This is a genomic window from Streptomyces sp. DF42, from assembly GCF_058267695.1.
In genome coordinates, this window is the sequence record NZ_CM177859.1 from 2,432,040 (window position 1) to 2,447,683 (window position 15,644).

The window sequence follows — 15,644 nt, forward strand, 5'->3', positions numbered from 1 at the left end:
ACGCCCTGGCCCCCTCGCTGCCCCCGCCCCGTGCGAGGATCGAGGAGATGGCTCGCACGCGTGGGTGAAGCGTGTACGTGCGTGTATGAGAAGGAGAGTGCGCGATGGCGACGAAGCCGCCCAAGGGCGACCCGGTGCAGGACGCGCCGCAGGTCGTCGAGCCGAAGCACGCCGCGGCGGGACTCCCCGCCATCGGGCACACGCTGCGCATCGCCCAGCAGCAGATGGGCGTGAAGCGCACCGCGCTGACGCTGCTGCGCGTCAACCAGAAGGACGGCTTCGACTGCCCGGGCTGCGCCTGGCCGGAGCCGGAACACCGGCACAAGGCGGAGTTCTGTGAGAACGGCGCGAAGGCGGTGGCCGAGGAAGCCACCCTGCGCCGCGTCACCCCGGAGTTCTTCGCCACCCACTCCGTCGCCGATCTCGCGACCCGCAGCGGCTACTGGCTGGGCCAGCAGGGCCGGCTGACGCATCCCATGCATCTCCCCGAAGGGGGCACGCACTACGAGCCGGTGAGCTGGGAGCGCGCCTTCGACATCGTCGCCGAGGAGATCGCCGCCCTCGGCTCCCCGGACGAGGCCCTCTTCTACACGTCGGGCCGCACCAGCAACGAAGCGGCCTTCCTCTACCAGCTGTTCGCCCGGCAGCTCGGCACGAACAACCTGCCCGACTGCTCCAACATGTGCCACGAGTCGTCCGGTTCGGCACTGAACGAGACGATCGGCATCGGCAAGGGCAGCGTCCTGCTGGAGGACCTCTACAAGGCCGACCTGATCATCGTCGCCGGCCAGAACCCCGGCACCAACCACCCGCGCATGCTCTCCGCACTGGAGAAGGCCAAGGCGGGCGGCGCGAAGATCGTCAGCGTCAACCCGCTGCCCGAGGCCGGTCTGGAGCGCTTCAAGAACCCGCAGACCCCGCAGGGCATGCTCAGGGGCGCCGCGCTCACCGACCTGTTCCTGCAGATCCGCATCGGCGGCGACCAGGCCCTCTTCCGCCTCCTCAACAAGCTGATCCTCGATGCGGACGGCGCGGTCGACGAGGACTTCGTGCGTGAACACACCCACGGCTACGAGGAGTTCGCGGCAGCCGCCCGCACCGCCGACTGGGACGAGACCCTCGCCGCCACGGGTCTCACCCGCGAGGAGATCGAGCAGACCCTGCGGATGGTCCTCGCCTCCAAGCGCACCATCGTGTGCTGGGCGATGGGCCTCACCCAGCACAAGCACTCCGTGCCGACCATCCGCGAGGTGGTCAACTTCCTTCTGCTGCGCGGCAACATCGGCCGCCCGGGGGCCGGAGTGTGCCCCGTCCGCGGACACAGCAACGTCCAGGGTGACCGCACGATGGGCATCTTCGAGCGCCCCGCACCCGCCTTCCTGGACGCCCTGGAGAAGGAGTTCGGCTTCGCGGCGCCGCGCGAGCACGGCTACGACGTCGTCCAGGCCATCCGCGCCCTGCGCGACGGCGCGGCGAAGGTCTTCTTCGCCATGGGCGGCAACTTCGTCTCCGCCTCACCCGACACGGACGTCACGGAGGCGGCCATGCGGCGCGCCCGGCTGACCGTGCACGTGTCGACGAAGCTCAACCGCTCGCACGCGGTCACGGGCGCGCGTGCCCTCATCCTGCCCACGCTCGGCCGCACCGAGCGCGACCTCCAGGACGGCGGCGAGCAGTTCGTGACCGTCGAGGACTCCATGGGCATGGTGCACGCCTCCCGCGGCCGGCTGGAGCCCGCCGGCACCCACCTGCTGTCCGAGCCGGCCATCGTCTGCCGTCTGGCCCGCCGCGTGCTCGGCGAGGAAAGCACCACGCCGTGGGAGGAGTTCGAGAAGGACTACGCCACGATCCGCGACCGCATCGCCCGCGTGATCCCCGGCTTCGAGGACTTCAACGCGCGCGTGGCTGGTTCTGCTGGTCGCCCTGGCGGCTTCGCCCTCCCGCACGCCCCCCGCGACGAACGCCGCTTCCCGACCGCCACCGGCAAGGCCAACTTCACCGCGGCACCCGTGGAATACCCCGAAGTGCCCGAAGGCCGCCTGCTGCTGCAGACGCTGCGCTCGCACGACCAGTACAACACCACCATCTACGGCCTCGACGACCGCTACCGCGGCATCAAGAACGGCCGCCGGGTCGTCCTGGTCCACCCCGAGGACGCGCGGGCGCTCAAGGTCGCCGACGGGTCGTACGTCGACCTGGTCAGCGAGTGGAAGGACGGCGTGGAACGCAGGGCGGCCGGCTTCCGGGTCGTGCACTACCCCACGGCACGCGGCTGCGCGGCCGCGTACTACCCGGAGACCAACGTGCTGGTCCCGCTGGACTCCACCGCCGACATCAGCAACACCCCGGCCAGCAAGTCCGTCGTCGTACGTCTGGAACAATCACCAACCCACTGAGCGTTTGCTCAGGCAGGTTGGACGAGCGATCAGGACGAACGGAGCCGGGCCCATGGGCGAGCAGCAGTACGTGAAGTTCCCGCAGGAGGTCATCGACGAGTACGCCGCACTCGGCGTCGACCTCCCCGCCCTGTTCTCCGCCGGCCACCTCGGCACGCGCATGGGCGTCGAGATCATCGAAGCCTCCGCGGACCGCGTCGTCGGCACCATGCCCGTCGAGGGCAACACCCAGCCCTACGGACTGCTGCACGGCGGCGCCTCGGCAGTCCTCGCCGAAACCCTCGGCTCCGTCGGCTCGATGCTGCACGGCGGCAGCTCCAAGCTCGCGGTGGGCGTCGACCTGAACTGCACCCACCACCGAGGCGCGCGCTCCGGCCTCGTGACCGGCGTGGCCACACCGGTGCACCGCGGGCGCACCACGGCGACGTACGACATCGTCATCAGCGACGAGGAAGGGCGGCGCGTGTGCAGTGCGCGGCTGACCTGCCTGCTGCGCGACGTACAGCAACCCGCCGCGGACTGACCACCGGCGCCCTTTCCCCACCGGGCACTGTCCGGCCGCGCCCGCCGCGCCTACCGTCTCCCCATGAGGCCCCTGACATGAGCGGCATCGGCCCCGTCGAACCCGCCGGCCCCGTCGAGACACACACCGGCGACGACCCCGCCACCCCCCAGGACGCACCGCCACCCGACGTCATCGGCACCGACTCACCCCGCCTGACCGACCGTTGGCACGCACTGCTCCCGCGCACCCGCGCCGCCGCACTGGCAGCGGCCGCGGCCACCCTGGCCGCGGCCGTATGGCTCCTGACCGCCAGACCCCCGGCCACACCGCCCAAAAAACCGACCGCACCCTGGCCCTCGACCACAACGGCCTTCCACTACAAGGGAGTTGCCGAGCACCCGAGCACGGCCACCACCAGGGACTTCCGCTTCGACGTCTCCGTACACGACGGACCCCCCGTCACCATCTCCGACATCACCGCCACCCCCGCCGGCGTACACACCCGCACCACACCCCCGACAACCTTCACCGTGCGCGCCGGAACCATCCACCGCATCACCGTGCGGATCACCGTGACCCACTGCGGCGGACTCCCCCTCAACGTCAACCTGCCATTCCTTGACGTAACGCTGCGTAACACACACGCAATACAGCACTACAGTTTCATCTTCGGCGGCAGCTACTCGCGCGACCTCTCCGACCTCCTCCACACGGCCTGCGACGCCACCCGGGCGCTCCCCTCGCCCCGCGTCCAACCGGAAGTGCGGGTTCTCACGATGTGGACCCGACGCGCTCCCGCCAAACCGGCCGAGAGCGAACTTCCCCAAGCCTCACCTTCCGGCACGTCATAACAAGAAAGTCACAAGCCAGCCCACAGCGATGCCCTCACCTGACAGACAGGTTTAGAGTCACGCCCAGTCACCGCGCCGCCGGGCGCGTCTGCAGAACGGCCCAGCTCCACCCCAGTACGGCCCGGCGAGACACACGGCAGCCCAGCAGGACTGCCGGCGCCAGGGAGAGGATTCATCGTGCGACACCGTTCTTTGGTCATACTCACCTCCGTGCTCACCACAGGCGCTCTCACGCTGACCGCCTGCGGCTCGCGCAACGACGACAAGGGTGGGGACAGCGGCAGCAAGAAGACCGAGGTCATCATCGGCGTCGACGCACCACTGACCGGTCAGAACTCCGCGACCGGCCTCGGCATCCAGGGCGGCGTCCAGGTCGCCGTCGACGACGCCAACAAGAACAACCTCGTGCCCGGCGTGACGTTCAAGGTCCAGGCCCTCGACGACAAGGCCATCCCCGCCAGCGGTCAGCAGAACGCCACCCAGCTCGTCAACAACGACAAGGTGCTCGGCGTCGTCGGCCCGCTGAACTCCGGCGTCGCCACCCAGATGCAGCAGGTCTTCGCCACCGCCAACCTGGTCGAGATCTCGCCGTCCAACACCGCCCCCGAGCTCACCCAGGGCAAGAACTGGCAGACGAAGAAGGCCCGCCCCTTCAAGACCTACTTCCGTACCGCCACCACCGACGCCCTCCAGGGCGGCTTCGCGGCCGACTACGCGTACAACACGCTGAAGAAGAAGAGCGTCTTCGTCGTCGACGACAAGCAGACCTACGGCGCCGGCCTGGCCAAGCTGTTCACCGCCGGCTTCACCAAGGCCGGCGGCAAGGTCGCCGGCACCGACCACGTCAACACCGGCGACACCGACTTCTCCGCCCTCGTCACCAAGATCAAGAACTCCAAGGCCGACCTGGTCTACTACGGCGGCCAGTACGACGAGTCCGAGAAGCTCACCAAGCAGCTCAAGGACGGCGGCGCCAAGATCCCGCTCTTCGGCGGCGACGGCATGTTCAGCGACACCTACATCCAGACCGCCGGCAAGCCCTCCGAAGGTGACCTCGCCACCTCCGTCGGCCAGCCCGTCGACACCCTCGCCTCCGCCCAGGACTTCATCAAGAAGTACAAGGCAGCCGGCCTCAAGGGCGACTACGGCACCTACGGCGGCTACTCCTACGACGCCGCAACCGCCATCATCAAGGCGATCGCCAACGTCGTGAAGGACGGCAAGGTCCCCTCCGACGCCCGCGCCAAGATCGTCGACGAGGTCGGCAAGACCAAGTTCGACGGCGTCGCCGGCCCCGTCGCCTTCGACCAGTACGGCGACACCACCAACAAGCAGCTGACCGTCTACCAGGTCACCAACGGCAAGTGGAAGGCCGTCAAGAGCGGCACGTTCAACGGCTGACCTAACCAGCCGAACTGCCGCTAGCACCACCCCAGGGCCGCGCGGCCGACCACACGTCACCCGCGCGGCCCGTTCCACGCCCCCTGCTCACTCCCCACCACATGGAGGCCATGCGGTGCACACCCTGCCGCAGCAGCTGGCCAACGGGCTGTTCCTCGGCTCGATGTACGGGCTGATCGCCATCGGATACACGATGGTGTACGGCATCGTCCAGCTCATCAACTTCGCCCATGGCGAGATCTTCATGACCGGCGGCTTCGGCGCGCTCACGGTCTACCTCTACGTCCTGCCCAACGGCACATCCATGTGGATAGCCCTCCCGGCGATGCTCATAGGCGGCGGACTCGTCTCCGTCCTCATCGCCGTCGGGGCGGAACGCTTCGCCTACCGACCACTCCGCGGCGCCCCACGCCTGGCCCCCCTCATCACCGCGATCGGCCTCTCCCTCGCACTCCAGCAGGCCGTCTTCAACTGGTACCCGGACGCCAAGACCGACCGCAACTTCCCGCAGATCGACGCCGGCCCCTGGAACCTCGGCTCCATCAGCATCAGCAGCGGATCCCTCTTCGTCATCATCGCCGCCCCCCTCTGCATGGCGGCCCTCGCCTTCTTCGTCCGCCTCTCCCGCACCGGCCGCGCCATGCAGGCCACCGCGCAGGACCCGGACACCGCACAGCTGATGGGCATCGACACCAACCGCATCATCGTCATCGCCTTCGCCATCGGCGGCTTCTTCGCCGCCGTCGCCGCCGTCGCCTACGGCCTGCGCTACGGGCAGATCAAGTACGACATGGGCTTCCAGATGGGCCTCAAAGCCTTCACCGCAGCCGTACTCGGCGGCATCGGCAACATCTACGGCGCCATGATCGGCGGCCTCGTCCTCGGCCTCGCCGAAACCATGGCCACCTCCTACATCAACGACATCCCCGGCATGCAGCAACTCGGCGGCGGCGGCTGGTCCTCCGTCTGGGCCTTCGTCCTCCTCATCCTCGTCCTGCTGTTCAGGCCACAAGGCCTCGTCGGCGAACGCGTAGCGGACAGGGCGTGACCACCATGACAACCACCAAGAAGACCAGCCCCACCACGCCGGACACCCCGCGCGGCCTCATCCCCCTGCCCCAGTCCGCCGCCCGCCTCCTGATCGCCGCAGGCGCCATCGGCACCATCGCCAGCACGTACATGTCCTGGACCTGGACGTCCGACTTCCCCGGGGACCTCACCTACTACGGCTCCCCCGCCGGACTGCAGATCCTCGACCTCGTCGCCGGCGTCCTCACCCTCCTCTTCGCGCTCACCCGCTGGAACATACGCGGCCTCACCTGGCTCAACCCGGCCGGCGCCACCGCCCCCGTGTTCCTCGCCGCCGCAGCCGCCTTCGCCGTCAGCTGGTTCAGCGCACTCGCCATCGCCATCGACCTCGGCGGGCTCGTCAACCTCGACCCCGGCGCCTACATAGCCGCCGCCGCCTCCCTGGTCGCCATCCTCGGCGCCCTCGCCCTGCCCAGCCCCGGCAACACCGCCAAAGCCTGGGTCAGCAAGCCCGACAACATCCCCCCGGCAGGCACACTCCCCGCCTGGGGCGAGCGCCTCGTCATCACCGCCGCCACCGCCGTCGGCCTCATCGCCTTCGCCTACGGCATCGGCGTCGACCCCGACGCCAGCGAAACCTTCATCGGCTTCCTGCTGCTCGTCATCTTCGGCTCCTGGGCCGTGATCGCCGCCGGACTCGCCGACCGATTCTCCGTCATCAACGCCCGGCACAAAGGCTTCGCCACCTCCATGGCCTTCCTCGCCGCCGCGATCTTCCCCTTCGTCGAGAACAACGAACACAACGCCAACCTCGGCGTGAACATCCTCGTCGTCGCCACCGTCGCCCTCGGCCTCAACATCGTCGTCGGCCTCACCGGACTCCTCGACCTCGGATACGTCGCCTTCCTCGGCGTCGGCGCCTACGCCGCAGCCCTCGTCTCCGGCTCCGAGTTCTCCCGCTTCTCCGGCGTCCAATTCCCCTTCTGGGCCGCCATGCTCACCGGCATGGCCGCATCCCTCACATTCGGCGTCCTCATCGGCGCCCCCACCCTGCGACTGCGCGGCGACTACCTCGCCATCGTCACCCTCGGCTTCGGAGAAATCTTCCGCATCACCGTCAACAACCTCGACGGCTCCTCCGGACCCAACATCACCAACGGACCCAACGGCATCTCGATGATCCCCGACCTGGAGATCTTCGGCTTCAACTTCGGCAGCAGCCACGACATCGGCTCCATCACCATCGGCCGATTCGCCAACTACCTGCTCCTGATGCTCGTCATCACAGCCATCGTGGTCCTCGTCTTCAACCGCGCCGCCGACTCCCGCATCGGCCGCTCCTGGATCGCCATCCGCGAAGACGAAACCGCCGCCACCGCCATGGGCATCAACGGCTTCCGCGTCAAACTCATCGCCTTCGCCCTCGGCGCCTCACTCGCCGGCCTCGCCGGCACCGTCAGCGCCCACGTCGGCTACAGCGTCAACCCCGCCCCCTACCAGTTCGCCGGCTCCGTACCACCCAACTCCGCATTCCTGCTCGCCGCAGTCGTCCTCGGCGGCATGGGCACCGTCGGCGGACCCATCCTCGGCGCCACCCTGCTCTACCTCCTCCCCGAGAAGCTCAGCTTCCTCAAGGAGTACCAACTCTTCGCCTTCGGCCTGGCCCTCGTCATCCTGATGCGCTTCCGCCCCGAAGGCATCATCGCCAACCGACGCCGCCAACTCGAATTCCACGAAACAGAACAAGCCGACATCCCCGAACAGAGCCTTCCCGACACCACAGTCGGCGTCACCAAGGCAGGGGCGTAACCACCATGACCACCACCACCGCCACCAGCCCCGTCCTCGAAGCCAGCGGCGTCACCATGCGCTTCGGCGGCCTCACCGCCGTACGCAGCGTCGACCTCACCGTCAACACCGGTGAAATCGTCGGCCTCATCGGACCCAACGGCGCCGGCAAAACCACCTTCTTCAACTGCCTCACCGGCCTGTACATCCCCACCGAGGGCAAAGTCGCCTACAAAGGCACCGTCCTCCCCCCCAAACCCCACCTCGTCACCAGCGCCGGCATCGCCCGCACCTTCCAGAACATCCGGCTCTTCGCCAACATGACCGTCCTGGAAAACGTCCTCGTCGGCCGCCACACCCGCACCAAAGAAGGCCTCTGGTCGGCCCTCCTACGCGGCCCCGGCTTCCGCAAAGCCGAAGCCGCCTCCCGCGAACGCGCCATGGAACTCCTCGAGTTCATCGGCCTCGCCCACAAAGCCGACCACCTCTCCCGCAACCTCCCCTACGGCGAGCAGCGCAAGCTCGAAATCGCCCGAGCCCTCGCCAGCGACCCCGGCCTGCTCCTCCTCGACGAGCCCACCGCCGGCATGAACCCCCAGGAGACCCGCGCCACCGAGGAACTGGTCTTCGCCATCCGCGACAAGGGCGTCGCCGTGCTCGTCATCGAGCACGACATGCGCTTCATCTTCAACCTGTGCGACCGCGTCGCCTGCCTCGTCCAAGGCGAAAAACTCGTCGAAGGCACCTCCGACGTCGTCCAGGGCGACGAACGCGTCGTCGCCGCCTACCTCGGCACCCCCTTCGAAGGCGCCCCCGGCGCCGACGAAATCGCCGAAGTCGAAGCCGCCGAGACCACCGGAGCACAGGGCACCACCAGCACGGAAGGAAACGCCCAGTGACCGCACTCCTGGAGGTCGAAGACCTCAAGGTCGCCTACGGCAAGATCGAAGCCGTCAAGGGCATCTCCTTCACCGTCGAAGCCGGCCAGATCGTCACCCTCATCGGCACCAACGGCGCCGGCAAAACCACCACCCTGCGCACCCTCTCGGGCCTCCTCAAGCCCCGCTCAGGCAAGATCACCTTCGACGGCCAGCCCCTCAACGGCATCCCCGCCCACAAGATCGTCGCCCTCGGCCTCGCCCACTCCCCCGAAGGCCGACACATCTTCCCCCGCCTCACCATCACCGAGAACCTCCAACTCGGCGCCTTCCTCCGCAAAGACAAGGAAGCCATCGAAAAAGACATCCAACGCGCCTACGACCTCTTCCCCATCCTCGGAGAACGCCGCAAACAAGCCGCCGGAACCCTCTCCGGCGGCGAGCAGCAAATGCTCGCCATGGGCCGCGCACTGATGTCCCAGCCCAAACTCCTCATGCTCGACGAACCCTCCATGGGCCTCTCCCCGATCATGATGCAGAAGATCATGTCCACCATCGTCGAACTGAAGTCCCAGGGCACCACCATCCTGCTCGTCGAACAGAACGCCCAGGCCGCCCTCTCGCTCGCCGACCAGGGACACGTCATGGAGGTCGGCAACATCGTCCTCTCCGGCACCGGACAGGACCTCCTGCACGACGAATCGGTACGCAAGGCCTACCTCGGCGAGGACTGACCCCCTCACCGGACACGACCAAGGCCCGCGCCCCTGAAACCAGGGACGCGGGCCTCCGTCGTCGGACTACGGCGCGAGGATCAGCCCTTAGCGGCCTTCTTCTCGTCAGCGTCCTGAATAACCGCCTCCGCGACCTGCTGCATCGACATCCGACGGTCCATCGACGTCTTCTGGATCCACCGGAACGCGGCCGGCTCCGACAGCCCGTACTCCGTCTGCAGGATCGACTTCGCCCGGTCCACCAACTTGCGCGTCTCCAGGCGCAGCGTCAGGTCGGCGACCTCCTTCTCCAGCTCCTTCAGCTCAGTGAACCGCGAGACGGCCATCTCGATGGCCGGTACGACATCACTCTTGCTGAACGGCTTCACCAGATACGCCATCGCACCGGCGTCCCTGGCCCGCTCCACGAGGTCGCGCTGCGAGAAGGCGGTGAGCATCAGCACCGGGGCGATGCCCTCCTCCGCGATCTTCTCGGCCGCCGAGATGCCGTCCAGCTTGGGCATCTTCACATCCAGGATCACCAGATCCGGCTTGTGCTCGCGGGCCAGCTCGATGGCCTGCTCACCGTCACCGGCCTCACCGACGACGCTGTAGCCCTCCTCCTCCAGCATCTCTTTGAGATCGAGCCGGATCAGGGCCTCGTCCTCGGCGATGACGACACGGGTCGTCAGCGGAGGCACGTGCGACTTGTCGTCGTCGGGCGCGTCTGCGGGCTGGGGCGACTCGGGGGCGGTCACGGGGGCTCCTTGTTACGGGCCGGGCAGGTACTGCTCCCCCAGAGCCTACCTAGCTGCAGCATCTCGTGGTGACCCGGTACACTTCCCAACAGTTCCACGGCCTGCCCGGTTGGAGGAATCTGGTCAGACTCGCGGTGCTCAAACCACCGTGCCTTCGGGCATGTGGGTTCGAATCCCACACCGGGCACAACGGAACCAGAAGCGGAGGACCACGTTCGCGTGGTCCTCCGCTTTTTGCTGCACGGAGTAGCGATCAGTAACGCAGAGTTTCCGCATGAACTTTCACGGCACTGAGGTTCGACAGAGGGCACTCACGCTTCTTCGCGACGGAGCTCGTAACGCGGACGTGGCTCGCCAGTTCAATATCCCTCTCGGTACGGTCAGTTACTGGAAGCACGTGGACCGCGCGAAACGCGGCGAGTGCCCGGGGCGCACCCACCCACCATGCCCCCGTTGCGACGGGGACCTGGACAGTCCGGCCTATTCCTACCTCCTAGGCCTGTACCTGGGCGACGGCCACATCATTCAGAACCGCGCCATGCGGTCACCCAGCCTGTCCATCACCTGCGCTGAGGCGCACCCCGGGCTCATGGACGAGTGCGAGAGGGCCATGCGTTCGGTCTTTCCAAGAAACTCCGTCTGCAGAGTCCGCCGTAAGGGCTGCCGCGAGGTGAAACTGAACTCCATGCATCTATGGTGCCTTTTCCCTCAACACGGTCCCGGCAAGAAGCACGACCGTCGCATCGCCCTCGAACCCTGGCAGCAGGACATCGTCGATGTGCACCCCTGGGAATTCATCCGTGGTCTTATCCACTCCGACGGATGCCGCATCACCAACTGGACGACTCGTCTAGTGGCCGGAGAGCGCAAGCGCTACGAATACCCGCGCTACTTCTTTACCAACAAGTCGGACGACATCCGGAAGCTCTGCACCGACACCCTCGACAAGGTCGGCGTCGACTGGAGCACCCTCGCTCGCGGCAGCGACCCGTTCAACATCTCCATCGCCCGCAAAGCCTCAGTAGCCCTCATGGACGCCCACGTAGGCCCCAAGTACTAACCCCGGAGCCCTACTTGGGACTGTCGTCCTCGCCGACGTGGTGCACCCGCACCAGGTTCGTCGAGCCGGACACCCCGGGAGGCGAGCCTGCCGTGATCACGACCACGTCGCCCTTCTCGCACCGTCCGTACTTCAGCAGCAGCTCGTCCACCTGGTCGACCATCGCGTCCGTCGAGTCGACGTGCGGGCCGAGGAACGTCTCCGCGCCCCAGGTCAGGCTGAGCTGGGAGCGGGTGGCCGGCTCGGGGGTGAAGGCGAGGAGGGGGATCGGGGAGCGGTAGCGGGAGAGGCGGCGGGCCGTGTCGCCGGACTGGGTGAAGGCGACCAGGAACTTGGCGCCAAGGAAGTCGCCCATTTCGGCTGCCGCGCGGGCGACCGCGCCGCCCTGGGTGCGGGGCTTGTTGCGTTCGGTCAGGGGCGGGAGGCCCTTGGCGAGGATGTCTTCCTCGGCCGCTTCGACGATCTTCGCCATGGTCCGGACGGTCTCGATGGGGTATTTGCCGACGCTGGTCTCGCCGGACAGCATCACGGCGTCGGTGCCGTCGATGACGGCGTTGGCGACGTCGGAGGCTTCCGCGCGGGTCGGGCGGGAGTTGTCGATCATCGAGTCGAGCATCTGTGTCGCGACGATGACCGGTTTGGCGTTGCGCTTGGCCAGTTTGATTGCTCGCTTCTGGACGACCGGGACGTGTTCGAGGGGCATCTCGACGCCGAGGTCGCCGCGGGCGACCATGATGCCGTCGAAGGCGGCGACGATGTCGTCGATCGCGTCGACGGCCTGGGGTTTCTCGACCTTGGCGATGACGGGGAGGCGGCGGCCTTCTTCGTCCATGATGCGGTGGACGTCTTCGATGTCGCGGCCGCTGCGTACGAACGACAGGGCGATGACGTCGGCGCCGGTGCGCAGCGCCCAGCGTAGGTCTGCTTCGTCTTTGTGGGAGAGGGCGGGGACGGAGACGGCGGCTCCGGGGAGGTTGAGGCCTTTGTGGTCGGAGAGGATGCCGCCTTCGAGGACGGTGGTGTGGACGTGGGGGCCTTTGACGTCGGTGACTTGGAGGCAGACTTTGCCGTCGTCGACGAGGATGTGTTCGCCGGGGGCGACGTCGGTGGCGAGGCCGGGGTAGGTGGTTCCGCAGCTGTGTTGGTCTCCTTGGGCGCCGTCTTCCACTGTGATGGTGAAGGTGTCGCCGCGTTCGAGGAGTACGGGGCCTTCGGTGAAGTGGCCGAGTCGGATCTTCGGGCCTTGGAGGTCGGCGAGGATTCCGACGCTGTGGCCGGTTTCGTCGGAGGCCTTTCGTACGTGTTGGTAGCGCTCCTCGTGTTCGGCGTGGGTGCCGTGGCTGAGGTTGAGGCGGGCGACGTCCATTCCGGCTTCGACCAGGGCTTTGATCTGGTCGTAGGAGTCGGTGGCGGGCCCCAGTGTGCAGACGATCTTTGCTCGGCGCATGGTGTGAGCCTAGGCCTTACGGGTGGGTAGGGAATTGGTCGCACATGTCTTCTCAACAACCTTTGGGTGAAGGGGTGTTGACAAGTATTGAAGTGTGTCTGGAGGTGCTCTGGTGGGCATTTCCTACAGCTGTGGTGGTGCCATGGTGAAGCGGGCGTTCACGGCTGCGAAGATTCGCTGGCGTTGGGGTTCGAGGTCGAGCGGTGTGGCTGCGGTGTCTTCGGTGGCGGCGCCGTAGGCCATGGAGCGCATGCGGCCGGGGGTCGGGGGGTAGGGCTGTTGGTCCTCTGCTCCGATGTCGGCGAGTTCTACGAGTGCTGCGAGTGTGGTGCCGAGTGCTTCGGCGTATTCGCGTGCTCGTTGGACGGCTTCTTTTACGGCTTGGCGGCGGGCTTGTCGGTGGGCGGGTGAGTCGGGGCGCAGGGCCCACCAGGGGCCGTCGACGCGGGTGAGGTCCAAGTCGGCGAGGCGGGTGGTGAGTTCGCCGAGGGCGGTGAAGTCGGTGAGTTCGGCGGTGATGTGGACGCGGCCGTGGTAGGCGTGGATGCGTTCGCCGCGGCCTTTGTCCTTGAGTTCGGGGCTGATGGAGAAGGCGCCGGTTTCGAGGCGTTCGACTGCGTTGCCGTATGTCTTGGTGAGGTCGAGGGCGGTGGTGTTGCGGCGGGTGAGGTCGTCGAGGGCGGCTCGGCGGTCTTTGCCGCGGGAGGCGACGGTGATGCCGATGCGGGCGATTTCGGGGTCGACTTCGAGGCGTGCTTCGCCGCGGACGGCGATGCGGGGGGCGTCGGGGGTGCCGTAGGGGACGGCGGGGGGTGGGTCGTTCGTGGGAGGGGTGGTCATACGTCCCACTCTGGCACTTGTTGGCTGTTTGGGGGCCGTGGGTGGTGCGGTTGGGTCATCGGATCGAAACCTGTGGGGTCTGTTGCGTTTTGCTGTGTCCGGGTCAGAATCTACGCGCGTTGTTGACTATTTCGCGAGGAGATCCGGGCATGCCCTTGAACCGTAGGAAGTTCCTGCAGAAGTCCGCCGTGACCGGAGCGGGGGTGGCGGTGGCCGGTGCCGTGGCGGCTCCGTCGGCCGAGGCCGCTGAGGGGCGTAGGCCTGCCAGGCGGTACTCGCTCACCGTCATGGGCACCACCGACCTGCACGGACACGTCTTCAACTGGGACTACTTCAAGGACGCGGAGTACTCCGACAAGGCCGGGAACGCGATGGGTCTGGCGCGTATCTCGACGCTGGTGAACCGGGTGCGGGCGGAGAGGGGGCGCTGCCACACGATGCTGCTGGACGCGGGTGACACGCTGCAGGGCACGCCGCTGACGTACTACTACGCGAAGGTGGATCCGATCACCGCCAAGGGTGGTCCGGTGCATCCCATGGCGCAGGCGATGAACGCGATCGGGTACGACGCGGCGGCGCTGGGCAACCACGAGTTCAACTACGGGCTTGAGACGCTGCGGAGGTTCGAGGACCAGCTGCAGTTCCCGCTGCTGGGTGCGAACGCGCTGGACGCGAGGACGCAGAAGCCGGCGTTTGCGCCGTACCTCATCAAGAGGTTCCGTGTGCCGGGTCTGCCGCCGGTGAAGGTGGCGGTGCTGGGTCTGACCAATCCCGGTATCGCGATCTGGGACAAGGCTTATGTGCAGGGGAAGTTGACGTTCCCGGGGCTTGAGGAGCAGGCGGCGAAGTGGGTGCCGAGGCTGCGGGCGATGGGTGCGGACGTGGTGGTGGTGTCGGCGCATTCCGGTTCGTCCGGGACGTCGTCGTACGGTGACCAGTTGCCGTATGTCGAGAACTCGGCGGCGCTGGTGGCTCAGCGGGTGCCGGGCATCGACGCGATTCTGGTCGGGCACGCGCATGTGGAGATCCCGGAGCTGAAGGTGACCAACGAGCGGACGGGCAGGACGGTCGTGTTGTCCGAGCCGCTGTGTTTCGCGGAGCGGTTGACGCTGTTCGACTTCGAGCTGGTGTTCCGTTCGGGCCGGTGGGAGGTCGAGTCGGTGGCGGCGTCGCTGCTGAACTCGAACACGGTGGAGGACGATCCGAAGATCACCAAGTTGGTGTCGGACGAGCACGCGAAGGTCGTCAGGTACGTCAACCAGGTGGTCGGTTCGGCGACGGAGACGCTGACGACGGTCGAGGCGCGGTACAAGGACGCGCCGATCATCGACCTGATCACCAAGGTCCAGGAGGATGTGGTGAAGGCGGCGCTGGCGGGGACGGAGTATGCGGCGCTGCCGGTGATCGCGCAGGCGTCGCCGTTCTCGCGGACGTCGGAGATCCCGGCGGGCGAGGTGACGATCCGGGATCTGTCGTCTCTGTATGTGTACGACAACACGCTGGTCGCGAAGGTGATGACGGGTGCGCAGCTGCGGGCGTACCTGGAGTACTCGGCGGAGTATTTCGTGCGGACGGCGGCCGGTGCCGCGGTCGACGTGGAGAGGCTGACGAACGCGAACGGACGCCCGGACTACAACTACGACTATGTGTCGGGTCTCGGGTATGAGATCGACATCGCCCAGGCGGCCGGGTCGCGGATCAGGAATCTCACCTACGGCGGGGCCGCTCTGGACGACGGACAGCAGTTCGTGCTGGCGGTGAACAACTACCGTGCCAATGGCGGTGGTGCGTTCCCGCATGTGGCGTCGGCGAAGGAGCTGTGGTCGGAGTCGACGGAGATCCGGACGCGGATCGCCGAGTGGGTGACGGCGAAGGGTGTGCTGGACCCGAGGGACTTCGCGTCGGCGGACTGGAGGCTGACCCGGGACGGCACGCCGGTGTTCTGACGGCCGTGTTCCAGCGGCGGTTTTCTGTCGGC

Annotated in this window: 13 protein-coding genes and 1 tRNA gene; 11 read left to right on the forward strand and 3 right to left on the reverse strand. The window is 67.3% G+C overall.

The window, feature by feature from the left end; all coding sequences use genetic code 11:
* Positions 1-104 precede the first annotated feature (104 nt).
* The 8 genes from ACYUED_RS11125 to ACYUED_RS11160 all read left to right on the forward strand — a co-directional run bounded on the left by ACYUED_RS11125 (position 105) and on the right by ACYUED_RS11160 (position 9,582).
* Complete coding sequence (locus tag ACYUED_RS11125; protein WP_491292114.1) at positions 105-2,396, forward strand: FdhF/YdeP family oxidoreductase; 2,292 nt, start codon at positions 105-107, stop codon at positions 2,394-2,396.
* A gap of 52 nt (positions 2,397-2,448) precedes the next feature.
* Positions 2,449-2,919 (forward strand): PaaI family thioesterase, encoded by a 471-nt coding sequence (locus tag ACYUED_RS11130; RefSeq protein WP_491292115.1) that lies wholly within the window; start codon positions 2,449-2,451, stop codon positions 2,917-2,919.
* Positions 2,920-2,996: 77 nt separating this feature from the next.
* Positions 2,997-3,752, forward strand: a complete 756-nt coding sequence (locus ACYUED_RS11135; protein ID WP_491292116.1) for a hypothetical protein — start codon at positions 2,997-2,999, stop codon at positions 3,750-3,752.
* 177 nt (positions 3,753-3,929) lie between these two features.
* Positions 3,930-5,153, forward strand: coding sequence for a branched-chain amino acid ABC transporter substrate-binding protein (locus ACYUED_RS11140; RefSeq protein ID WP_491292117.1), 1,224 nt, complete (start codon positions 3,930-3,932; stop codon positions 5,151-5,153).
* A gap of 115 nt (positions 5,154-5,268) precedes the next feature.
* Positions 5,269-6,201, forward strand: a complete 933-nt coding sequence (locus ACYUED_RS11145; RefSeq protein ID WP_491292118.1) for a branched-chain amino acid ABC transporter permease — start codon at positions 5,269-5,271, stop codon at positions 6,199-6,201.
* 5 nt (positions 6,202-6,206) lie between these two features.
* On the forward strand, positions 6,207-7,991 hold the full coding sequence (locus tag ACYUED_RS11150) for a branched-chain amino acid ABC transporter permease (protein WP_491294208.1): 1,785 nt from the start codon (positions 6,207-6,209) through the stop codon (positions 7,989-7,991).
* A gap of 5 nt (positions 7,992-7,996) precedes the next feature.
* Positions 7,997-8,869 (forward strand): ABC transporter ATP-binding protein, encoded by an 873-nt coding sequence (locus ACYUED_RS11155; RefSeq protein WP_491292119.1) that lies wholly within the window; start codon positions 7,997-7,999, stop codon positions 8,867-8,869.
* Positions 8,866-9,582 carry an ABC transporter ATP-binding protein gene (locus tag ACYUED_RS11160; RefSeq protein ID WP_491292120.1) on the forward strand — a complete coding sequence of 239 codons (717 nt, stop codon included), beginning with the start codon at positions 8,866-8,868 and terminating at the stop codon, positions 9,580-9,582. Before ACYUED_RS11155 ends, ACYUED_RS11160 begins: the two co-directional genes overlap by 4 nt.
* Positions 9,583-9,662: 80 nt before the next feature.
* Here the strand turns inward: ACYUED_RS11160 and ACYUED_RS11165 are convergent, their stop codons facing one another.
* Positions 9,663-10,319: an ANTAR domain-containing response regulator gene (locus ACYUED_RS11165; RefSeq protein ID WP_491292122.1), complete on the reverse strand. Its 657-nt coding sequence runs from the start codon at positions 10,317-10,319 to the stop codon at positions 9,663-9,665.
* Between the two features lie 103 nt (positions 10,320-10,422).
* Between ACYUED_RS11165 and ACYUED_RS11170 the strand changes: the two genes are divergently transcribed.
* Positions 10,423-10,506: transfer RNA gene (locus ACYUED_RS11170), tRNA-Leu, on the forward strand.
* An 87-nt stretch (positions 10,507-10,593) separates the two neighbouring features.
* Positions 10,594-11,379 carry a helix-turn-helix domain-containing protein gene (locus tag ACYUED_RS11175; protein ID WP_491292123.1) on the forward strand — a complete coding sequence of 262 codons (786 nt, stop codon included), beginning with the start codon at positions 10,594-10,596 and terminating at the stop codon, positions 11,377-11,379.
* A 10-nt stretch (positions 11,380-11,389) separates the two neighbouring features.
* On the opposite strand, the gene pyk is transcribed toward ACYUED_RS11175, so the two are convergent.
* Positions 11,390-12,826: a pyruvate kinase gene (pyk, locus tag ACYUED_RS11180; RefSeq protein WP_491292124.1), complete on the reverse strand. Its 1,437-nt coding sequence runs from the start codon at positions 12,824-12,826 to the stop codon at positions 11,390-11,392.
* A gap of 123 nt (positions 12,827-12,949) precedes the next feature.
* Entirely contained in the window at positions 12,950-13,666 is a 717-nt protein-coding gene (locus ACYUED_RS11185) for an SIMPL domain-containing protein (RefSeq protein WP_491292125.1), read from the reverse strand.
* Between the two features lie 149 nt (positions 13,667-13,815).
* On the opposite strand from ACYUED_RS11185, the gene ACYUED_RS11190 reads away from it, so the two are divergent.
* Entirely contained in the window at positions 13,816-15,612 is a 1,797-nt protein-coding gene (locus ACYUED_RS11190; protein WP_491292126.1) for a bifunctional metallophosphatase/5'-nucleotidase, read from the forward strand.
* Positions 15,613-15,644 lie beyond the last annotated feature (32 nt).

Excerpts from the sequence above, each read along its gene's own strand:
- ACYUED_RS11125 (WP_491292114.1), top strand. The coding sequence starts at position 105 with ATGGCGACGAAGCCGCCCAAGGGCGACCCGGTGCAGGACGCGCCGCAG.
- ACYUED_RS11190 (WP_491292126.1), top strand. The coding sequence starts at position 13,816 with ATGCCCTTGAACCGTAGGAAGTTCCTGCAGAAGTCCGCCGTGACCGGA.
- ACYUED_RS11185 (WP_491292125.1), bottom strand. The coding sequence starts at position 13,666 with ATGACCACCCCTCCCACGAACGACCCACCCCCCGCCGTCCCCTACGGC.
- ACYUED_RS11150 (WP_491294208.1), top strand. The coding sequence starts at position 6,207 with ATGACAACCACCAAGAAGACCAGCCCCACCACGCCGGACACCCCGCGC.
- ACYUED_RS11175 (WP_491292123.1), top strand. The coding sequence starts at position 10,594 with ATGAACTTTCACGGCACTGAGGTTCGACAGAGGGCACTCACGCTTCTT.
- pyk (WP_491292124.1), bottom strand. The coding sequence starts at position 12,826 with ATGCGCCGAGCAAAGATCGTCTGCACACTGGGGCCCGCCACCGACTCC.
- ACYUED_RS11130 (WP_491292115.1), top strand. The coding sequence starts at position 2,449 with ATGGGCGAGCAGCAGTACGTGAAGTTCCCGCAGGAGGTCATCGACGAG.
- ACYUED_RS11135 (WP_491292116.1), top strand. The coding sequence starts at position 2,997 with ATGAGCGGCATCGGCCCCGTCGAACCCGCCGGCCCCGTCGAGACACAC.
- ACYUED_RS11155 (WP_491292119.1), top strand. The coding sequence starts at position 7,997 with ATGACCACCACCACCGCCACCAGCCCCGTCCTCGAAGCCAGCGGCGTC.